This window comes from Thermococcus sp. 2319x1, assembly GCF_001484685.1.
Classification (GTDB): Archaea; Methanobacteriota_B; Thermococci; order Thermococcales; family Thermococcaceae; genus Thermococcus_A.
On record NZ_CP012200.1, the window covers coordinates 1648972 to 1668582 of the forward strand.

The 19611-nt window shown below is 44.1% G+C and carries 19 protein-coding genes and 1 tRNA gene; 5 read left to right on the plus strand and 15 right to left on the minus strand.

Going from position 1 to position 19611, the window contains the following annotated elements; all coding sequences use genetic code 11:
* Positions 1 to 74 precede the first annotated feature (74 nt).
* The 3 genes from alaS to ADU37_RS09205 all read right to left on the minus strand — a co-directional run bounded on the left by alaS (position 75) and on the right by ADU37_RS09205 (position 4081).
* Positions 75 to 2804, minus strand: a complete 2730-nt coding sequence (gene alaS / locus ADU37_RS09195) for an alanine--tRNA ligase (protein WP_058947301.1) — start codon at positions 2802 to 2804, stop codon at positions 75 to 77.
* A gap of 83 nt (positions 2805 to 2887) precedes the next feature.
* On the minus strand, positions 2888 to 3166 hold the full coding sequence (locus ADU37_RS09200; protein ID WP_058947302.1) for a hypothetical protein: 279 nt from the start codon (positions 3164 to 3166) through the stop codon (positions 2888 to 2890).
* A gap of 120 nt (positions 3167 to 3286) precedes the next feature.
* Entirely contained in the window at positions 3287 to 4081 is a 795-nt protein-coding gene (locus tag ADU37_RS09205; RefSeq protein WP_058947303.1) for a nitrilase, read from the minus strand.
* A 551-nt stretch (positions 4082 to 4632) separates the two neighbouring features.
* On the opposite strand from ADU37_RS09205, the gene ADU37_RS09215 reads away from it, so the two are divergent.
* Both ADU37_RS09215 and ADU37_RS09220 read left to right on the plus strand, forming a co-directional pair.
* The gene (locus ADU37_RS09215) at positions 4633 to 5289 is read left to right on the plus strand and encodes a metallophosphoesterase (protein ID WP_058947304.1); all 657 of its coding nucleotides are present in this window, start codon (positions 4633 to 4635) and stop codon (positions 5287 to 5289) included.
* 38 nt (positions 5290 to 5327) lie between these two features.
* The gene (locus ADU37_RS09220; RefSeq protein ID WP_058947305.1) at positions 5328 to 5660 is read left to right on the plus strand and encodes a transcriptional regulator; all 333 of its coding nucleotides are present in this window, start codon (positions 5328 to 5330) and stop codon (positions 5658 to 5660) included.
* On the opposite strand, the gene ADU37_RS09225 is transcribed toward ADU37_RS09220, so the two are convergent.
* Genes ADU37_RS09225 through ADU37_RS09240 form a run of 4 tightly spaced genes read right to left on the minus strand, consistent with a single transcriptional unit; the run spans position 5640 to position 9593 of the window.
* Positions 5640 to 7325 (minus strand): DUF4910 domain-containing protein, encoded by a 1686-nt coding sequence (locus ADU37_RS09225; protein WP_058947306.1) that lies wholly within the window; start codon positions 7323 to 7325, stop codon positions 5640 to 5642. The two genes, ADU37_RS09220 and ADU37_RS09225, sit on opposite strands and share 21 nt — an antisense overlap.
* A 41-nt stretch (positions 7326 to 7366) precedes the next feature.
* A complete protein-coding gene (locus ADU37_RS09230) occupies positions 7367 to 7780 on the minus strand; it encodes a hypothetical protein (protein WP_238981962.1) in 414 nt (137 codons plus the stop codon).
* A 5-nt stretch (positions 7781 to 7785) separates the two neighbouring features.
* Positions 7786 to 8496 (minus strand): ATPase domain-containing protein, encoded by a 711-nt coding sequence (locus tag ADU37_RS09235; protein WP_058947308.1) that lies wholly within the window; start codon positions 8494 to 8496, stop codon positions 7786 to 7788.
* A gap of 41 nt (positions 8497 to 8537) precedes the next feature.
* Positions 8538 to 9593 carry a glycosyltransferase family 2 protein gene (locus ADU37_RS09240; RefSeq protein WP_058947309.1) on the minus strand — a complete coding sequence of 352 codons (1056 nt, stop codon included), beginning with the start codon at positions 9591 to 9593 and terminating at the stop codon, positions 8538 to 8540.
* Between the two features lie 93 nt (positions 9594 to 9686).
* Here ADU37_RS09240 and ADU37_RS09245 point away from each other — a divergent pair.
* Positions 9687 to 9764: transfer RNA gene (locus ADU37_RS09245), tRNA-Pro, on the plus strand.
* Positions 9765 to 9784: 20 nt separating this feature from the next.
* Positions 9785 to 10411, plus strand: coding sequence for a hypothetical protein (locus tag ADU37_RS09250; protein ID WP_058947310.1), 627 nt, complete (start codon positions 9785 to 9787; stop codon positions 10409 to 10411).
* 29 nt (positions 10412 to 10440) lie between these two features.
* Here ADU37_RS09250 and ADU37_RS09255 read toward each other — a convergent pair whose 3' ends face one another.
* From ADU37_RS09255 to coaD, 8 genes are all read right to left on the minus strand, one after another.
* The gene (locus tag ADU37_RS09255; RefSeq protein WP_058947311.1) at positions 10441 to 10740 is read right to left on the minus strand and encodes a DUF2103 domain-containing protein; all 300 of its coding nucleotides are present in this window, start codon (positions 10738 to 10740) and stop codon (positions 10441 to 10443) included.
* A 22-nt stretch (positions 10741 to 10762) separates the two neighbouring features.
* Positions 10763 to 11797, minus strand: a complete 1035-nt coding sequence (locus tag ADU37_RS09260) for a hypothetical protein (protein ID WP_058947312.1) — start codon at positions 11795 to 11797, stop codon at positions 10763 to 10765.
* A 43-nt stretch (positions 11798 to 11840) separates the two neighbouring features.
* The gene (gene arcS / locus ADU37_RS09265) at positions 11841 to 13556 is read right to left on the minus strand and encodes an archaeosine synthase subunit alpha (RefSeq protein WP_058947313.1); all 1716 of its coding nucleotides are present in this window, start codon (positions 13554 to 13556) and stop codon (positions 11841 to 11843) included.
* A gap of 3 nt (positions 13557 to 13559) precedes the next feature.
* On the minus strand, positions 13560 to 14462 hold the full coding sequence (locus ADU37_RS09270; protein WP_058947672.1) for a coiled-coil protein: 903 nt from the start codon (positions 14460 to 14462) through the stop codon (positions 13560 to 13562).
* Positions 14463 to 14645: 183 nt separating this feature from the next.
* Positions 14646 to 15488: an ATP-dependent Clp protease proteolytic subunit gene (locus ADU37_RS09275; RefSeq protein ID WP_058947314.1), complete on the minus strand. Its 843-nt coding sequence runs from the start codon at positions 15486 to 15488 to the stop codon at positions 14646 to 14648.
* A gap of 116 nt (positions 15489 to 15604) precedes the next feature.
* Positions 15605 to 16552, minus strand: a complete 948-nt coding sequence (arcC, locus tag ADU37_RS09280) for a carbamate kinase (RefSeq protein ID WP_058947315.1) — start codon at positions 16550 to 16552, stop codon at positions 15605 to 15607.
* 153 nt (positions 16553 to 16705) lie between these two features.
* On the minus strand, positions 16706 to 17965 hold the full coding sequence (locus ADU37_RS09285) for an NAD(P)/FAD-dependent oxidoreductase (protein ID WP_058947316.1): 1260 nt from the start codon (positions 17963 to 17965) through the stop codon (positions 16706 to 16708).
* Positions 17966 to 17969: 4 nt separating this feature from the next.
* A complete protein-coding gene (coaD, locus tag ADU37_RS09290; protein WP_058947317.1) occupies positions 17970 to 18437 on the minus strand; it encodes a phosphopantetheine adenylyltransferase in 468 nt (155 codons plus the stop codon).
* A gap of 73 nt (positions 18438 to 18510) precedes the next feature.
* On the opposite strand from coaD, the gene ADU37_RS09295 reads away from it, so the two are divergent.
* Entirely contained in the window at positions 18511 to 19608 is a 1098-nt protein-coding gene (locus tag ADU37_RS09295) for a CGP-CTERM sorting domain-containing protein (protein ID WP_058947318.1), read from the plus strand.
* Positions 19609 to 19611: the final 3 nt, after the last annotated feature.

Below are 19611 nucleotides of genomic sequence, written 5' to 3' on the forward strand. Positions count from 1 at the left end.
TCCTCCACAGTTTTACTTAATTCTTCAGTGAGAGCTTTTATTTTAATCTTGAACCCTCCAAAAATTTGAAAAAATTAAAGGGCTTTTTTAAGCTCCTCCAGAGATTCCTTAGCCTTCAGAACGTTCTTTATCTTTCCTTGGGCGAGGTCTTTCTTACCTCCACCGCCTCCGCCTGCAACCTTTGTGATTATCCTTATCAAATCACCGGCTTTGTGTGGTATTTCATCACCAACGCTGACCACAACGGCTTTGCTGTCTTCACTTATCAAAGCAACAACCCTTTTTGGTTTCTTGAGACTCAAAGCCGCTTCTCTCAGATGGTCTATATCACCCTCAACCACCGCCCCAATGAACTCAATCTCTCCTATTTTCTCAACTTTGCCCTCGAGCTCATAGACTAAAAGCTTCGCAAGTTCTTTGTTGAGCTTCTCCACTTCTTTCCTTGCTTGCTTCCATTCTTCAAAGAACCTCTCTGCGGTCTCCGGCAGTTTCTCTGGAGAAACTTTAAATACGTCACTCGTTTTGCTTAATATCTCCCTTTCCTTTTGCCATTCCTTGACAGTTGCCTCACCACATGTGAATATTATCCTCTCAACTCCATCCTGTATTCTCTCCGTCCTAAGTATCTTTATTGGACCTATTAGGCCCGTTCTGGGTAAGTGGGTACCACCGCATGCCTGCACATCCCAGTCTTTAATGTTCAAAATTCTGATTATCCTTCCCGGCACCACTCCTCCCTGATAAAGCCTAAAGCCATACTTTTGCTCCGCCTCGGTTCTTGGCAGCCATTCCCATTTTACTTCCCTGTCTTCCATTACAACCCTGTTAGCCAAGAGTTCTATCTCCTTGAGCTCATCCTCACTGATGCGCTTGTAGTGAGCTATATCCAGCCTAGCCCAATCGGTGCTTAATTGTGAACCGGCCTGCCAGACGTGTTTTCCGAGAACCCTGACAAGGGCTCCCATGAGGACGTGAGTACCGGTGTGGTGCCTCATGTGCTGTATTCTCCTCTGCCAGTCAATTTTTCCGTGAACGGTGTCTCCTTCTTTGAAAGCTTCAGGCTTCTCCACCTTGTGGAGGATTACTTTGCCAACCTTCTGGACATCGAGCACTTTAATCCCGTTGAGCTCGCCCAAATCACACGGCTGACCTCCACCTTCGGGATAAAATGCGGTCTGATCCAAAACCACCCAGTCGTCTATTACCCTAAGCACTTTTGCATCAAACTCCTTCATAAACGGATCTTCATAGTAGAGGGTTCTCGTATCTGGCAAGTTTTGAACGAGCTCAAAGTCCACCACCTTTTTTTCCTCCTCTTTTTTGGCAGTCTTTTCAGCCTCTTTGGCAACTAAGCTGTAGAAGTTGTCCGGAACCTTGACCTTTATGCCTTCTTTCTCCGCAATCTCCCTGACGATCTCAGGTGTTAAGCCGTGGCTTTCGTAGAAGAGGATAAGCTTCTCGAGGGGGAGTTCGTTAATGCCTTGTTTTTTAAGCTTCTCGATTTCTCTCTTGACCAATCCGCTCCCTCTGTTTAGGGTCTCTGCGTATTTCTTTTCTTCAACGTCGACAATATCAAGAACGACATCCTCCATTTCCTTGAACTCTGGGAATGTTCTATGTAGCTCTTTGATGTGCATTGCAACTATCTCGCTGAGAGGAATCTCCAAACCCAATTCCCTGAGGTGTCTTATGCTCTTTCTTATAAGCAGTCTGGCAAGGTAACCAGCTTTAACGTTAGAGGGAACAACACCATCAGCGAGCATGAACGTTAGGGCTTTTGTGTGGTCGGCTATTGCGTATATCAGTTCATAAGGCCTTACAAGCCTCGTAAGTTCATCTGCATCAATTCCAACTCTCTTTGCAACTGTCTCCCTCAATACTCTCAAATCACCCATATCTTCAATATCAAACATTCCCGCTAATTTTGAGTTTTCCATGAGGATTCTGTTGTCTATTTTTTCAATTCCAGCCATCTTTTTAAGGGGCTCAATAACATAGCCCAGCACTGCATCATATGCCGTTGGAGTGCCTTGGCTCATCCACACAAGCCTCTCAAGGCCGTATCCAGTATCAACTACCCTTGTATCCATCGGGACATACTTATCTCCCTTAATCTCAACAACCTGAGAGGGATCAGCGTCTGAAGGGGCTAGCTTATACTGCATGAACACCAAGGTGGCAACTTCTAAACCGCGGTAGAGCACCTCAAAAGCCGGACCAGCGTTTCCTCCACCAGCCCAGGGGTTCTCCTTGAAGGTTATATCCTCTCCTTTCATCCCCAAATCCTTGGTGAAAAATTCGTAGGCATATTCAACGGTCTCATCCATCCAGTAAATCGGTTTACCCGGATAGTTGAAAGCATGGTGTGCCATCATTTCAAATATCGTGAAGTGCCTGCCAGTTATTCCAACGTTGTCTATGTCGGTAAACCTTATTGATGGCTGGCTTATCGTGAGCGGATTTGCCGGGGGATCGGCTTCACCGCTTATGACCCACGGCTGAAAGTCCATAATTGATGCCCCAACGAGGAGCACATCGTCTCTCCATCTGGGTAAAACGGGATAGCGTTTTACTCTTCCGTGTCCCCTTCTCTCGAAAAAGCTCAGGAACTTCTCACGCATCTCATCGAGGGTATACTTCTTTGGAATACCCGGGTTCCCTATGAATTCGTACTCATCACATGGAGGATCCCCACAGGTTTCTCTATCTGGGTCAAGCGTCCAGAAAGGCTTTCCACAGACCTTGCAGGTTTTTCTTATCCAGCCTTCTTCCTTAAACATCCTCGTACTCATGTCCATGATCATCACCATCCTTAAGTCTAACCTAAAAGTTGCTTTTCATATTAAAAAGTCTTTGTCTGAAGAAGTGTTCACAGATTGTTTTGAAATTATTTGTCTATCTCCACGTCTTCAAACTCATCTTCATTTATGACAACAAAGGGAATTTTCATTTTTTTAAGCATCTCAATGAGCTGCTTGTGAGTTTTTTCCAGCATTTCTATTTTGTGTCTCAGGCTTTGGTTCTCGATATAGAGGCTCGTTGCCTCCTTGGCTTTCATGTTGAGCTGGGCCTTTAACTCAATTATCTGTTCCTCCAGCTCAACAACAGAGCGCTCAAGCCGTTCTATTTCTTCATAGAGGTCTTTGCATAGTATCCTTTTTATCATAACGGTCAGCCCCGCGAAACTTCCTCACAAATCAGGGGGCTCCAGACTCATCATTCCGTTTTTACTTTATAGACCCAATTTATTTTAACCTTTTGTCGCTGAGAATCAAGATATAAGAACTCAAATAGCATAGTATTCAGGCCTTCTATCTTTGAAGATGTCATTGAGCTCGTTAAGCTTCTTGTCCCTTGCCTCCTCGATGTTTATCTCAACAACCCCAACTTCCTCCTTATCCTCGCTTGCCCTGAGCAGGATTTCAGCCTTCGGTGAGTTTATCTGGCTCATGCCTATGAACCTTAACCCCCTCTCCTCCCCGATTCTGTTTGCCGTTATGCTGAACACCCTGTTTTCGAGGCTCCTTATTGGCATCGCTCTTGGAGCATAGGGAAGAACCAGATTGGCCGGATGTGCAACTATGTCAGCTCCCTTAAGGGCAAGCGTTCTCATTGACTCCGGGAAGAACCAGTCAAAGCATATCATAATTCCCACTTTTGCAATACCTATGTTGAAGACGTGAAAGCCGAGGTTTCCAGGCTCAAAGAAAAGCTTCTCCCTGTAGAAAAGGTGAACCTTGCGGTATTTTCCAATGTAACCCCATCCTATTGGTCCCACAATGACAGCGGAATTGTAGAGTCTCCCCCTCTCATCTTTCTCAGCGGTTCCAGCGACTATGAACGCTTCATGCTCCCTTGCCTGCTCAACAAGAAATTGGGTTGTTTCTCCATCTGGAATCTGCTGGGCTATCTCCTCCACTTCTTCTTTCGTTTCAAAATTGTAACCCGTGTCAAAAAGCTCTGGAAGAACAATGAGCTTTGCACCTTGTCTTGCGGCCTCCCCAATTAATTTTTCAGCTTTGCTGAGGTTGGCATTAAGATCCAAAAGCTTTGGCTCCATCTGAACAAATCCGACTTTCATTTCAATCCCTCCTTAATGTTTTAGGATTTTGGCGGTTAATAACTTAACGAACACCCTTTTTGTCCAAGCCAAGAGCTGTAGAAAGAAAAATTAAAATTACACAATTTTTAAGAGTTTTAAAAAGTCTAAAATTGCTGGAATAACCCTAAAGCCGAGAATTTCCTCTTTAGATATCACAATCTCACCAAGAAGCTTTTTATTGTTCATTACAGCGATATAGGGGTGCGATAACTATTTATAAGGCCCTGACAAGAGACAAATCTCTGCTTGACCAGATTTTCCCTTAATCTCCTTTATTTTGTTCTTTTTGTCTTTGCTATTTTCTAATCCCTTTTGATGGAAAAGCTTAAAAACCAAGCAAAGTGAGCTTAGTCTGGAACGATTATCGGGGTGATGATCATGAAGAGGAGACCAAGGAAATGGAAAAAGAAGGGAAGAATGAGGTGGAAATGGATTAAAAAGAGAATCAGGAGACTAAAGAGGCAGAGAAAGAAGGAGAGAGGTATAATCTGATTTTTCTTCAATCTTTATATCTCTTTTACGTGATTATCATGAAGAACTTCTCCTATGACAGCCTCTCCCTTGAATTGAAAACATCTTTCGGAAGGACCCTTGTTCTTGCGGATCCCCACATAGCTTTTGAACTTTCGAGGGGACTAAGGGTAAGAACAAAGTTCGAAAAAAACCTTGCGGAGTTTATAAAAGAGAAAGATCCGGAGCTGGTGATTATTCTAGGAGACATAAAAGAGCCCCTCGGAATGAGTAGATTTGTCAAAAAGCTCCTGATGGAATTCTTTTCTGAGATTGCGGAATATAGCATTGTCATAACAAAGGGAAACCACGATGGAAAGATAGAAGAAGTTACAAAGGAATTCAGAAATGTAAATGTAGTCAGTCATTTTCTCCTTGATGATATACTTTTCCTCCATGGACACCAGAACCTTCCGGAAGTTGAGTTTGAGAAAGCTTTTCTGGGGCACATTCACCCTGCGATCAGCTTGAGGATTGGAGGGAACATTAGAAAAGTCAAGTGCTTCTTTAAAGTTGGGGATTTTCTGATTTTGCCCACGGTAAATCCCTACATAGAAGGGTTCGATGTGAGGGAGGGCATAAAAATGATTCCATTTTTGAAAGATTCTTCATCGGGAGAGGCTTTTCTTGGAGACGGAACCTATATTGGTAAGATTGAGCTAAACCGTAAGGCTTAAAATGTATGAAGCTAAATGTTCATAGGTGTGAGAGAAAGATGGGGGATGTGTACGATAAGATCGAGGGACTCTTGAGGACATTGGGATTCAAGAAAAACGAACTTAGGATATACCGTCTGCTCTTGGAAAAGAAAGCCCCCATGAGGATAACTGAAATAAAAGAGGAGCTTGGAATAAGCGAGAGAAGTGTTAGGGAACACGTCCTCAACTTGTACAAGAGGGGAGTTCTTAAGAGGGAGCTCATTCAAAGAGGCTGGCTTGGCTATGTTTATTCCGCAGTCTCACCTTCTGAGCTTCTGGCAAAACTTAAGGAAAATGTTGTCAAAAAGATAAATGAAATTGAGAAAGAACTAAAAAACGATGATATCTAAAGCTCTTAATATCTCAACCGCTTTCTCCAGCTTTTCTTTCTCAAACTTCCCGTACTCCTCTTCCAGAGCCTTAAATGCCTCTTCTTTTGGCATTATCTCCCCAAGCATTAACAGCTCATGGAGCAGAACACTTATTTTTCTGTCTTCCAATATTTTTCCCAGCTCTTCCCCCTTCTTCTCGTCAATCTGCTTTATCGATCTTGGATGTATAATGCCTTTTTTAGTCCACTTTAGCCAAGGTTCAAAGGCAAACTCGTGTCCCATGTTTAGCCCCAGGAACTTAGAATCCCTCGACAGCCCAAGCATAACCAACTTTTCTGCCACTTCAAGATCCCCTTCAATGCTGAGCTCTCCGAGATACTTCATTGTAAAACCTCTGGCGAATCTCTCAAGTTCCTCTCTCTTTCCTTTTGCAAGGGCTAGGGCAGTAGCTAGTACCGCCCTTCCTATTATTTCAAGGCTTTCTTTGCTTATCTTCTCAACACTGTCCTCGCTTGAGTGATAAAACCTGTCGGGCCAGGTTATGGGCATTACGCTTGGAATTCCAAAGAAGTTGAATACATCATGATCGCTTCCAGGCTCGTAAGGATAACTTTTGGCCTTCATTTTTGGCAGAGGGCTCCCTCCAAAGCTCTCTCCTTCAGAATTTGCAAGAGCAATATAATACTCCAGAATTCCGGAAACAACTGAAAACCTTGACAATGGCGTTCTAATTATCATTATCGTCGAGTTAGCTCTGTCTTCACTTCCTCCAACCATGTCAAGGTTTATTGCCACGTAGTAATCGTCGAGCCTTGCATATTTCTCTATAAAAGCCTGCGTTCCATAATGCTCTGGAATCCAGAGAAAAGCAAATCCAAAGCGGAATGACTCATCATAAAGAGTATTAAGTGCTTTAGCCAGCTCAATCAACATTGCTGCTCCGCTTGCATTGTCGTTTGCGCCCGGCTTTGGATGGCATATGTGAGCTGTGAACAGAACATACGGAGGCTTCCCCACCTCTGCGTAAACAATCGGAAGAATCTGACTCTCGGAGATTAAAGTGTCAACCCTGATTTTTGCCGTTACCTTTTCGCCCTTCTTCAATTTCCGGAGAACGGCATTTGCAAGCTCTTCGCTTAAAGCAACTGCGGGAATTTTTGCCCATTCTAAGTCCCTCTTGGTCAAAAATAGTCCGATGTAAGGGAAGGCCTTGCCCGTTCCCTTTCTGTAGGCTATAAACGCAATAGCCCCTTTTTCATTCGCTTTTCTGTAGTTTTCATGCCACTTCTCACTCACAATAACTATCTTGCCCTTTGCCTTTTCCCAGTCTTCTTCCCTTTCTATGGCTACAACCTCCCCTTCCGCCTCTCCTGCCGGTGAGTGTGCCATCACGAGGAGGGGTGTTTTAGATGTGGTTATCCTATTTCCATCTATCTCAACCTCCCCGTATACAAGATCCCAGGCAATTGGAGAGGAAAGGGTTAAGTGCCACTTCTCCCCGTCATAGGAATCTCCAAGCAGTTCCGCTTTTATGCCATTTATCCTTAATTCTTCGGTTATGTATCTGGCAGCTTCAACCAGCTCCTTGGAGCCTTGGATTCTATGGAACTTGCTTATCTCTGAGATGTAATCCACAACGTTTTCCGGGTTAAAAACCTCGGCTTCTTTCAAGAACTCCCTCATCGATAACACCGACAAAAATAGAACAAAACTTCCGATAAAGTTTACTCCTCTTTACTTATCATTTTGGGTGGAGATAAAATTTTGGGAGTCTCAACTGCCTTCATGAGTGCAAGTATTTCAGGAGGTTCAACAATTTTTGGGGTCTTTGAAAATCGGGAAAATTCAATTTCAATTTCCTCCTCTCTCTGAAGGTTTTCAGTCTTTACCTTTTCTGGCAGGATTTCATCTTCAAGCTTTCCCAATCCCAGAGCCACTTCCTTCATTCGCCTCTCTTTTCCATCTTGAAGACCTCTCTCATAGGCAGCTTTTACCTCCTTATATATTCCCAACTCCTCAGCCTGTCTGTAGATTTCTCCTTTCTTTCCAGCTATCCACGACACCCATTCCGTGTGACCCTTGTAGCCTACAAAGTATCCAAATCGGTATGCCTCTTTTATCAGGTCTTCTTTTTTCATGAGACTCACCATGGGGCTTCATTGTAAACCTCTATCCCATTTTCGGTGAATCTTATTTTTTTCAGATTGTTATCATGAGCAGTTCCCCTCATTTTAAGTATTTGAATTGCTCTTATCATTTGAAACTGCCTCATAAAGTGGTGCATCACTATAACTCCACTTGCCACGTAATAGTCATCCGTGTACTTGTCGGACTCCATCATCTCAGTTATTATAAGTGCTGTAATGTCCATGGTAGAAAGGAGTTTTATCAGCCTGACTATCTCCCTTCTTTTGTTTTCTGGATCCCTTACCATAAGCTCCAAGGGAGTGAAGGAATCTATAACAACCCTTTTTGCATTTTCATGTAAGATGATCCTCTTTAATTCCTCAAGAACTTCCCCCCAAGTGGGCTTTGTATTGCCCTTTGTAATTGTAGAGCTGAGATCGTATATCACTATTTTTTTGCTCCTAAGGTAGGAAAGCAGATTGAACTTATAGTGGAGCATATCCTGGATTATGGTCTTCGAGTCATCAACAAGGGAGATGTAAACTCCTTTCTCATTATTTTTTGCACCTTCAACAAGGAACTGAATTCCGAAAGTTGTTTTACCACTTCCCGGGGGGCCTGTGACGACATAAACTCTCCCCGGGATTAATCCACCACCAATAAGCTTATCAAGTCCTTTTACGCCAGTAGAAATTCTCCTGTAGAATCCACCTGAAGAGTTCTCCATCCAATTCCCCCCACGATTTTTACAAAAAAGGTATTTAACAATTACGCCCATGTGATGTTCCGGTTGAAGAGAAACCTAACAATGAAAGAGGCTCCTATGCCAAACAGATTCGCCATTAGATAGTTAACACCCAGATACAAAAGAACTAAGTAGATGCTCCACTGAACTAAAGCTCCCGTAAGTGCGGCAAGATGAAAGTTTAGTAGGCGTATGTGGATCGGCTTTCTTTTTAAATCTTTAAACGTCCAGAGGTCGTTCCATACAAAATTGTTCAGTATGGAAAGCTCAGTCGCCGGGATTACCGCTATCCTCTTGTCCCACCCCAAAAACTCTACAAAGCCAAGAAGAGAGCCCTCATTTACGACAACACCGCTTAAACCAACTACGGAGAATTTAACGAGTCTGTCTATCTCGCCTTCCCATTTCATAAGCCTGTAGAGATGGCGCAGATAGTTTAATATTTGCTTGTTGCTTAGCTTACTTTCCCCGGAACTTCTCAACCCGAATGTAAAGGGAATCTCCACGGCTTTTGAATACCTCCCCTTTATAAGAATCTCAAGGAGAATTTTGAAGCCTATCGGGTTGAGCTCAACCCCCTCAACAACTTCTCTCCTAAGGGCAAAGAATCCACTTACGGGATCTCTAATCCCCCTTATCTTTGGCAGAGCAACTCTGCCTATCATTATTGCTCCTTTTGAGATGAGTTTTCTCCACCAGTACCAGTTTTCAACTTTTCCTCCTCTCACATATCTGCTCGCTATAGCTATATCGGCCCCACTCTCAATAGCTTCAATTAACTCAGGGATAACTTCTGGGGGATGCTGCAAGTCAGCATCCATAACCACAAAGATATATCCCTTAGCCTCCTTAAACCCCCTGATAACAGCAGAGGAAAGCCCCCTCTCGTTTGTTCTTCTTATAACCTTCACGGGATATTTTTTTGCAAGCTCCTCTGCCCTTTCCCAAGTTCTGTCCGGAGAATCGTCGTCCACAACTATTATTTCAAACTCTTCTCCCTCTAAAGCTTTCGCTATCCGCTCAAACAGCTCCTCCAAGTTTTCCCGCTCGTTGTATGTGGGCACTATTATTGATATCATTGGCATCCTCTCCAGTTATGCAGGCCAGAATTTATATCTTTTGCTAAGAGAGTTGGGAAAGATTTATAACCAGATGCTTGAAAATTAGGCCGGGGGGCCGTGGGGTAGCTTGGTCTATCCTTCCGGCTTCGGGAGCCGGAGACCCGGGTTCAAATCCCGGCGGCCCCACCAGAGACTTCTTGGTGAGAAAAATGGCGTATTTAATAATAGAGCATCTTGAAAAGCTTGGAGAGTGGGTTCTGCTTGAGTATAAGCACGCAAGCGAGTGGTGGGGGGATAAGCTCATCTTCACAAACGTTTTGCCGGAGGAGAGAGAAGAGCTTGCCAAACTCGGTGGAGTTATTTCACAAAGTGTCACCGAGTTTCCGTTTGATCGCTCAAAGATGATAATCCTTGACCCCTTTGCTGAGGAGGAGCTCAAACCGGAGGATATAAAAGAGGACACGATTATAGTTGTAGGAGGTATTCTCGGGGACTTCGAGTTCACAGGAAAGACGAGGAAGTTCATAACCTCAAGGATCGAGGGGGCTAAGGCAAGGAATATTGGGAAAGTTCAGTTCTCGATAGACGGTTCGGCGATAGTTGCAAAACTCATAGCGGAGGGAAGAAGGCTGGAGGAAATAGAATATGAAGAGCATCCAACCATAAAGCTCGATGAGTTCAGCGAGATAACGCTCCACTACGCGGTGCCAAAGCTGGAAGGAAAGCTTTTGCTTACCCCAGGCTTAATAGAGCTTCAGAAAAAGGAGCTCGGATATGAAGAAGATATAAGCGATGATGAGCTCATTGAATTCTTCGAGGGGAAAAGGGAGCTCTGAATAGCTGAACAGCAAAAACCCTTAAACCTTCAGCCCTTTCTCCACTCCTCTGCGAGCTCTTCTATCTTCTTCCAAACCAGTTCTCTGTGCCCTCTGTCCACAACTAGGAAGACCTCTTGAACGCTTCCATTACTCTTCGCGACGAGCTTTAATCCTGCGTGGGTTTCTCTTGTCACCTTTATCTCGAAGCCTCTTGAGTCGCTGGCATATATTCTCCCCGGGATTACTTTCTTAACCTCCGGAATGCTGGCTATCTCCTCAAGTGGCTTCTCAATTCCCTTGAGGAAATGATGCTCCCTCTTTACTCCTCGCTTGAAATACTTGGGCATGGTGGTGTATTGAGTTAGTGTGTTAAAAGTTTTTTCGGAGTAGAGGTAAGAGGGTAACCAAAAGCACCACCCCTATACCACATATCTTATCAGCTTCATCATTAATTGTGATCCAGTTTAGGAGTTTTATTTCCGGTTCTAAGCGCTCGTAGTCCAATCTGAGAAGTTGAACAGGCCTGACTTTTCTGTCTTGATATATGAATACGTAAACGTCAGGTGAAAAATCTGTACTTGAGTCGTTTCCGAATTTGACAACTTCACCCGTACTGTTCTCACAGGGTGCGAAGTAATGCATTAAAGAGACCGGAGCGATCAAATAAGAGCCCTCAAGCCTGAACGCATATAAATGGTTCATTTCTATGGGGCTTATCGTGTAGTTTTCTACAGCCCACGTTGGAATCGAGAAACCCTCAAAGGAAATTTTCTCCCTATCAAGTTCTCCGCGAACTCCGCTCTCTGGCCCTAAAGGTGCCCTTCCAGAGAGATAATAAGTGTTCTTGTGTTTCTCTACTTTTATCCCCGGGATGCTACCGTTTTCGACTTCATCTATTGTCAGTATCCTGCTTTTCCCCATAGTAATCTCATACACAAGAACTTTCTCCCTGTCCAGTCTCACTGCGAAGTAGGGCATAGAGACCGCAAAGTCACCGTAGAGCCAGTTGGTGGATATGTTCTCTACAATCTCGATTTCTCCGGTGGAAAAGCGGTATACCATGAGGGTATCGTTGGACACGCCATGAGCGAATGCGAAGATATAATAGCTTCCCGAATACTTGTGTATCTGAAGCTCATCCGAAAACCCAAGGAATGTAACGTTATCTTCATTTATCAGAAAGTTAGCAAGTAGGCAACAAAACCCAACTGGCACAAGGGCACACCCACAACCACCGGGACACATGCCAGGTGCGTAGGGGGTGTAGCTGGCAGATACTATTGCAGAATCGTTTGAGAGGGCGTACACTTTGAAGTTCAAACTCTCGGCCCCATTATAGTCTCCAGCTACGGGCATGGCGAGAAAAAGGATAAATGCAATCGCAGTGAAAGTCAGACCTTTCATTGCCCATCATCAGAAGTAGTTTAAAAATTGTTTAAAGAGTTTTTCATAATTTCTTCCTAACCTTCACCGCAATGCCCCTCTTTGCTTTCACCATTTCCTCTCCGCTCAGAATGGCCTTTCCAACGCCAACTACTTTCTCATCCCTTACAATTCCAACGATATCATCCGGGCGTATTTTGTAATCTGCTTCGTTAACCCCAACGGCAAAAACGTCTCCCCTGAGATCGAAGTCAATCTTCACGTAATAGCTCTTCGTTGCATCATAAATGCGCTGCATGCCAAATGGTGTCACACTTATCACACCGTCCTGGTAAGTTCCGGTTTGTTCGTTGCCTATGAGAATGCGGAGCATCTTGGAGCCTATGATTCTCGCATCCCCGGGAAGAACAGCCCCTCCAGCACCAAGGCCAAAGTAGAAGTCAAACACCTTCCTAATGTTCTCGTAGAAGCGGTAAGTTCTATCTTCTTTTTCAGCAACCAATTCAAGGCCAAGTTCTTTTATCGTCTTCGTTAAGCCCTCCAGGCTTTCCTTACTTGTTGTGCCGTTTTTAACCGGAGTGAATATTATATCCCTCCCGCTAATCTCGCTGGCTCTCTTTGCGACCTCTACATAGGCTTCATCCAAATGAGCTATTATCGGAATCCTCTTGGGGTATTTCTCCAGAACCTTGGCTAAAAGCTCAGCCGCGGAGTTTATTTCCTCTTCACTCCAATGGCCGGTAACCACAATGTCGTATTTGGCCAGCCACTCCCACTCTCTCGGCACGACTCCAAAAGGAGAAGTTAAAATAAGCTCGTGTATCCTGTATATTCCATTTCCAAGGGCTTCTTTGAGGGCTTTTCTGTAAAGCGTGTGAGAGCGCGAGTGAGAATAGGGCTTTTTAGCTGAGCATGGGAAGAGGAAGAGCACTTCAGCGTTTTCAGGGGGATTAAATCTCTCGACTACCCTTTGCCTCCACCTCACCACTTCCGGCCTGTTCTGGGAGGCATCGCTTATGAAGTAAACGGTGTCCCTCTGTATTGGGGTGTATTTTTCAAGATAGTCCCAATTTTCTTTATCAGCTATCCTCAATATTCCGGCGTGAGCTTGAGTGTAGAAAAAGTTCTCAACCAGATAGCGGAGCTTTCCTTCCTCAAGAGCCTTTTTAACAAGTTTTATAACCTCCTTAGCAAATTCAAGAGAATTCTCTTTCTCATCCCACAGTATCGGAGAGAACTGTGTAAAGCCCTTCTTGTGGAAATCGTAGAGCTTCAAGGAACGGGTATCGAAGGCGTCAATACCGAGATAAACCGCTAAAGGATAGAAAAACGGTTCAAGGTCAGTGATGAGAAGCAGATTTGGATCTTTTTCTCTGATAAGCCTGATGGCTTGAACAAACCTCCGGTAGTCCTTTACAAAGATTTTCGCGTTTCCTATGTAAAGGGCATCAAAAGAGTACTGGGAAAGGACATTTTCCAGAAACTCGTCGATGTATTCAAGGTTCCCCACGACCGGGACATAAAGGGCGTTGAATTTTGAGTAATCAACGTCATACAGCCTGCTCAAGGCTTTTTCTACTATTTCCCTTGGAGTATAAAAGCTGAGGGGGATTGAAGGGGCAAGGTTGAAATCATATTCCCCAAAATCTTTTGGATAGAAGTAAGAATTGAACGGCGAAAGGGTAAAATCTACTCCCGCTAAAGCAGGCGTTTTGAAAGTTTTTTCTTTAATTTTGACTAACCCAAGCCTCCCCGGACCCTCGTGTTTTATAATTTCCATGCTTCACACCAGATTGTATCTCTGGAGCAGCAAGAGCTCATCCAAAGTAAGCTTTTCACCGCGCTTGAACTTTTCAAGGGCTTCAACTGCCTTTTCAAATGTGGCATCTTTCTTTGCCCTCATCTTTGCGACCATCTTATAGGCTATAAGCTCCTTGTGCTTCTGATCAAACTCAAATATCTTCCTCTCTACCTCTCTGAGATCCATCCTAACTTCCCTGATCTTTTCCCTGAGCTCAAGTACTTTCTTGTGGTACTCGTCGGCCTCTTTTTTGATCTCATCCGCCTGCTGGTAAGCCTTTAGCATCTGCTCATGGAACTGCTGGCTCTGATTTGCGAGCTTCTGTATTTCCATTCCAATTGCCCTTCTTGCCTTCTTCAAGCTTTCGATCTTCTTCCTCGTTTCTTGGAGTTTCTTATGGAATCTCTCAGCTTGCTGGAGAATCTCAAGCTCTGTAGCCAAAACCTGAATTTGGTCAACTATTTGTTTTTCCCTCTCGGGAGTTATGTTTGGATTGGTCTGCAGTTCCCATTCAAGCTTTTCAATTCTCTCCTCTATCTTTTCCTTTGGCATCTTTAATCTTCTCAGCTGTCTGTATTCGTCCCTCTTCGCCCTGTACTCCATGGCTTCCTGATAAAGAAGATCAAGCTTGGCGTTTATTTCTTCTCTGTTCTTTTTAAGCTCTTGAATCTGCTGGTTGATTTCATCCCTTTTTATTTTATACTCTCTTGCTTTCTCCCTTAACTGCCTTACTTCTTTATTCTTCTCATCCCTTTTTTGTATCCAAATATTCAGCTCCTTCTGGAGCTGTTCCAATCTCTCCTGTATCTCTTTTTTCTCTCTTTCTAAAGCCTCTATTTCGGCTTTTATCCTCTTAATTTCCTCTGGATCCACTTTCACTTGCATGGTCTCTTCCCCTTCCTCCATTTTAGAATAGTTGATCATAATCTCACCCTGATTTAAGCCTAACTAAAGGGATGCAAAAACCAAATAAAAACTTTTTGGCTGAGATGCGAAATTATTCACCGGAACTGGGAACCACCGCCTAACTTTTCAAAAAGGATGTAAATAAATAAAAAATTTGCCCAGCTAATCCTTCCCTTGTTGCTTTACCGGATAAGGCATGAACTCCACAGTCCCCCTTTGCTTTACCGGTTGTTTGTAGAGCTCCATTAAGGCATAGACCTCCTCTGGAACGTTTGTTTCAACATGAAGGCCGAGTTCTTTTGCATGCTCAACTGTAATCGGGTAGTCGTGAGTCCATCTTCCCTCGGTTAGTATTTGGGCTAATTCTCTGGCCTTTTCTTCACCGTATTTGTCCTTCAAGAGATTGTACACAAACTCCTGAACTTGATTTATTGCCTTCTTTGCCACATCAGCAAGTATGAGGGTTTGGTCATCAACTTTCTCTGCACCTTTTTGTTCAACTGCCCTTATTATGCTCGAAGCCGGGTATTGACCCAGCTGAGGATCAACCGGTCCCAAAACAGCATGGGGATCCATTATGATCTTGTCAGCTGCAAGGGCTATTAAAGTCCCGCCACTCATTGCGTAGTGGGGCACTATTACCCTTGTCTCGGCTGGATGATCCTTCAAGGCCTTTGCTATTTGCGTTGCTGCCAGTACCAATCCTCCCGGCGTGTGGATGATCAGATCAATTGGCTTATCCTTTGGAGCCATCCTTATTGCCCTCAATATCTCTTCGCTGTCCTCAATGCTTATAAACTTGTACACGGGAATCCCAAAGAAACCTATACTTTCTTGCCTGTGAATCATTGTTATTACTGTGGAATTCCTCTTTCTTGCCAGCCTTTCCAGCAATTTTGCCCTGGCAATCTGCAATTGGCGATATTGAATCTGAGGCCCCATGAGTAGGTAGAAGAACAGTATCCACCATATCAATGAGCCTATGAATCCACTCAGCGGATCCATGAGTCCACCCCCTAGGCTTCTACAAAATTATTGTAACTTAATATTTTTAAAACATTTGGTAAATAAAATTAAGGCCCTTACGTTCCGAGCCTGCCGTGAAGGAAGAAGGGAGGGGATCACTTAACAACTTGAGTACCGGTTTTTCCTTCCAAAGCCTCGACGGCTTTGTCCAAAGAGGCGATTACCGCTCTCTCTCCACCCCATTCGATGAACCTTATCGCAGCAAGAACCTTTGGGCCCATACTGCCCTTCTTGAAGTGCCCTTCCTCGTAGTACTTCTTGAGCTCGTCAACGGTAACTTTTCCGAGCCACTGCTCGTTTGGCTTGCCGTAGTTAATGGCAGCACCGTTGACGTCGGTGAGTATCATAAAGATGTCAGCATTAACCTCTTCGGCAAGCTTTTCTCCAGCCAGATCCTTGTCAATTACCGCTTCTACACCTTTAAATTCTCCATTCTCCTCAATAACCGGAATCCCACCGCCACCGGAGGCTATTACTACGAAGCCCTTCTCAACGAGGTCTTGGATTATTGGAGCTTCAACATGCCCAATCGGATCCGGTGAAGGAACGACTCTCCTCCATCCCCTCCCAGAGTCCTCTATGACAACCCAGCCCTTCTCTCTGGCGAGCTTTTTGGCAGTTTCTTCGTCATAAAACGGTCCCACAGGTTTTGAGGGATTCTGGAATGCCGGATCGTTCTTGTCAACAATCGTCTGGGTAACTATCGTTGCCACCGGCTTGTTTATGCCCCTCTTCCTGAGCTCATTAACTACCGCCTGCTGTATCATGTAACCAATCTGCCCCTGACTCATTGCACCGCAAACGTCCATGGGCTGAGCGGGGATACCATACGTATGCTCTCCAGCATCCTGTTGAAGGAGAATAGCTCCAACTTGAGGACCATTGCCGTGAGTTATTACAACTTCATAATCGTTATCAAGGATGATATCAACGATTTGCTTTGCGGTTTTTCTCACGTTCTCCATTTGCTCTTCATAAGTTCCCTTTTGTCCTCTCTGCAGAATAGCGTTCCCGCCCAAAGCTATGACAACCCTCTTCCTCATATTACTCCCTCCAGCACCGGTGTATAAAGTTAGACCTTAGCGAATTAAAAGGGTTTCTTAGTCATAAAATAGTTCTTTTAGAAAAAACTTCGAAAAATAATTGAAAGAGCTTGCAAATTTAAAGATTTCCAAAGGCTCTCTTTGCTGTTTTGGTTAGAGATACCACTCGCCAAACCTTCCAATGCCAAGGTTTTCAAGGGTTTTCATAACTCCGAGCGCTATTCCCTCTACCTCTATGCCCCCTTCCCCTTTGTTAGCATCCCCCACTATGTAGACGTTTTCGAGCGGAAAGTCAAGATGCATTCCGGAGGCTACTCTGTTAACGGGATTTCCATCTAAATAGGTTTGAACCATTAGAACCTCTCCTTCTTTGTCAAGCTCCGGGAAGAGATAATAAAGATCCTCAAGGCCAAGTTTTTGCTCTTTCTTTACGTCTTTGCCCCTTAGGGCTTGATGCGTCATTATGAGGGTATAGCCTTCTCTTGCAAGCCCTGGAGTCAAGGCAGAAGGCTCGTTGTAGCCGTTTATTCTTTGAGTATCTAGGGTAAAGACAACCGTGTTGCCTATTCTGGGCTCTCCCCTTAAGGCTACGTTGATTTTAATTCCTTCAGCAGGCTTTAGAGCATCAACTTTTTTCAGATACTCCCTCTCAAATTTGTCCCGTCCAAAAAGCTCCACCGTTTCCTTTATTCCGATGTTTGAGATGAGCACATCGTAGGGGTATTCTTCACCGTCTGCCGTTAGCACTTTGTCATCATCCACCTCAACAGCCTTCTTTCTGGTTATTATCTTTCCTCCGTTCTCTCTTACAATCCTCGCAAGCTCTTCTGTTACAGCCTTACATCCGCCCTTTATTAGCCCCGGACCTCCCCACTTCAAAGTTGCCTTTATTTCCTTAGCCAGCTCCATTGCCGGAACTTCTTCCGGAGTTAGGCTGACCGCCCAGCCAAGGAAGCTCTTTATGAAAAGATAAACGAACTCGTTATCCCCAATTTTTTCTTTGAGCCACTCCCAGGAGTTCATGTTTGCATCTTCGCCACTTGGAAGTCTATTGGCCTTTATCTCCGCAAGGAGCTTCATCGCTTTGGCCTTCTCTTTGAGGGAAAGATACTTCCACCCCTCTCTGTAGTGGTAAAGGCTTCCCTCCAGAAAGAACTTGCCCTTTGGGTTTGAGTTCACTATTTCCACGTTGGCATTCAAAAGCTTCAGCAGATGGGCTAGGGGACCGTTTTCTCCGTGGGGAACCATGTGAAGGGCACCGGTAGACAATTGAAAGCCTTTGTAGTTTAAGTTTGTGAACCTACCACCAACAAAAGGAGCTTTTTCCAGAATTGTTACTTCATGACCTGCCTTGGCTAAAAAAGCACTTGTCAGGAGTCCTCCAAGCCCAGCCCCAATTGTGACCACCCTCATTTTATCACCTCTTTGGGTTCCCGAAAGGATCTATAAGGCCAGCCCTTATTAAGGAAGAGCTTATTTTATCTCCAAGCTTGCTTTTGATTAGCTTTATGGTAACAATGTCAAGAGGTTTCAGACCTATTTCCCTTCTTGCTCTGTTCACCAAAAGGGCACCTTTGTACGTTTCTTCGCTAACAACTATTGCTTCCAGACTCTTTATTCTATCTGCAAAGCCTATTGCAGTGTGTATTTTTATTATTCGGTAGTTTGTGTATCCATTTATTTCAAAAAACTTTAGCAAATCCCGCAGTCTAACCTCATACGGAAGTATCTTTTCAGCATAGGGCTTGGCCCTTATCATTTCGTCGGAAGTCAAACCAATGTATACATACTTGCCCACTTCAAAGGCTTTCTTAAGCAAGGCTTTATGGCCCAAATGAAGCCTATCAAAGGTCCCACCAACCACAACCTTTCTATACTTCCTCATCGTTATCCCTCTTTGTCTGATGAACCAATAAATTTTTGTATTGCTATTTGAAAAAGTTTTGGAGGTGATCGAAATGAAGAGAGGTGCGTGGATTCTAATCCCCTTTATGCTGTTAGCATCGTTTTCTCAGGTTTACGCTTATGAAAATCAACACCTCTTCAACATTGACATCTACATGACCATCTACCCCAGCGGAACGGCTTTGGTTAAGATCAACGCCCAGCTCAAAGATCCATTCTATATAAACTACTTCGAAAATCTTTCCCAGACGAACCCGGAGAAGGCAGAAAAAGAATTCCACGACTTTGTTTACTCATTGGTATACGGCAATTTTAAGAGGGAAGTGGAGAAGCAAACCCGGGAAGCATTGGTGGTGGTGCCTGAGGAAGGTCCCGTAAAACTCGGGAAGAACTGGACTGCCGTTGTAACTTTTAAAATATACAACTACCTCGTGGAAGAAAACCAGACACTGCAGAGCTCAGTTTATGGGCCTATGCAGTTTTTGTTCAAAAATAGAGTTTTTGAGTACAGCTGGAGAAAACTCACAATTGTTCTTCCAAAAGAAGCTTATCTCATAACCCTCGCCCCAAAACCAAAGGAGCTTGTGGAGAACGTTGCATCATGGGAAAACGGCTACTACCTTCCAATAGTCGTGATTACCTTTGATTCCTCCGTCTATGAAGCCATCATGAACAAAACATCAGAGAACACCACCAAGTTCATTCCTTTTGATGAATTTCTGGCAAAGACTATGAAGGGCATTCAACTCTATTACAACCCCCTAAGCGGACTTGTGCAGTTTAATGCAACTTTTGAGGGAGCCAATGCTACCAGCTACCACGAAACAAAAATTAGGGAAGAGTTCAACAAAACCATGGACATTCAAGAGATAAACTCCAAAATCGAAGGCAATAAAGTGATTGTATGGGGTAAAGCGAAGCCAAAGGTGGATTACAAAGAAAGCCTCACCAAGAAAATCTGGAGCGCAAATATAACTTTACCATTTAAGTTCGATAAAGTAGACGTCAAAGCCCCAGCCAGTTTAGGAATCAAGGACCAGAAAACAGATGGTAAAAGCGTTATTATCGTTGTAGAGCAGAAAAAAGGTATCTGCGGCCCAGGATTTGTTTTGTTAATAGCTTTATTCCCTCTGTTAGCAAAGCGGAGGTGACCC

Excerpts from the sequence above, each read along its gene's own strand:
- alaS (WP_058947301.1), bottom strand. The coding sequence starts at position 2,804 with ATGATCATGGACATGAGTACGAGGATGTTTAAGGAAGAAGGCTGGATA.
- ADU37_RS09200 (WP_058947302.1), bottom strand. The coding sequence starts at position 3,166 with ATGATAAAAAGGATACTATGCAAAGACCTCTATGAAGAAATAGAACGG.
- ADU37_RS09205 (WP_058947303.1), bottom strand. The coding sequence starts at position 4,081 with ATGAAAGTCGGATTTGTTCAGATGGAGCCAAAGCTTTTGGATCTTAAT.
- ADU37_RS09215 (WP_058947304.1), top strand. The coding sequence starts at position 4,633 with ATGAAGAACTTCTCCTATGACAGCCTCTCCCTTGAATTGAAAACATCT.
- ADU37_RS09220 (WP_058947305.1), top strand. The coding sequence starts at position 5,328 with ATGGGGGATGTGTACGATAAGATCGAGGGACTCTTGAGGACATTGGGA.
- ADU37_RS09225 (WP_058947306.1), bottom strand. The coding sequence starts at position 7,325 with ATGAGGGAGTTCTTGAAAGAAGCCGAGGTTTTTAACCCGGAAAACGTT.
- ADU37_RS09230 (WP_238981962.1), bottom strand. The coding sequence starts at position 7,780 with ATGAAAAAAGAAGACCTGATAAAAGAGGCATACCGATTTGGATACTTT.
- ADU37_RS09235 (WP_058947308.1), bottom strand. The coding sequence starts at position 8,496 with ATGGAGAACTCTTCAGGTGGATTCTACAGGAGAATTTCTACTGGCGTA.
- ADU37_RS09240 (WP_058947309.1), bottom strand. The coding sequence starts at position 9,593 with ATGATATCAATAATAGTGCCCACATACAACGAGCGGGAAAACTTGGAG.
- ADU37_RS09250 (WP_058947310.1), top strand. The coding sequence starts at position 9,785 with ATGGCGTATTTAATAATAGAGCATCTTGAAAAGCTTGGAGAGTGGGTT.
- ADU37_RS09255 (WP_058947311.1), bottom strand. The coding sequence starts at position 10,740 with ATGCCCAAGTATTTCAAGCGAGGAGTAAAGAGGGAGCATCATTTCCTC.
- ADU37_RS09260 (WP_058947312.1), bottom strand. The coding sequence starts at position 11,797 with ATGAAAGGTCTGACTTTCACTGCGATTGCATTTATCCTTTTTCTCGCC.
- arcS (WP_058947313.1), bottom strand. The coding sequence starts at position 13,556 with ATGGAAATTATAAAACACGAGGGTCCGGGGAGGCTTGGGTTAGTCAAA.
- ADU37_RS09270 (WP_058947672.1), bottom strand. The coding sequence starts at position 14,462 with ATGCAAGTGAAAGTGGATCCAGAGGAAATTAAGAGGATAAAAGCCGAA.
- ADU37_RS09275 (WP_058947314.1), bottom strand. The coding sequence starts at position 15,488 with ATGGATCCGCTGAGTGGATTCATAGGCTCATTGATATGGTGGATACTG.
- arcC (WP_058947315.1), bottom strand. The coding sequence starts at position 16,552 with ATGAGGAAGAGGGTTGTCATAGCTTTGGGCGGGAACGCTATTCTGCAG.
- ADU37_RS09285 (WP_058947316.1), bottom strand. The coding sequence starts at position 17,965 with ATGAGGGTGGTCACAATTGGGGCTGGGCTTGGAGGACTCCTGACAAGT.
- coaD (WP_058947317.1), bottom strand. The coding sequence starts at position 18,437 with ATGAGGAAGTATAGAAAGGTTGTGGTTGGTGGGACCTTTGATAGGCTT.
- ADU37_RS09295 (WP_058947318.1), top strand. The coding sequence starts at position 18,511 with ATGAAGAGAGGTGCGTGGATTCTAATCCCCTTTATGCTGTTAGCATCG.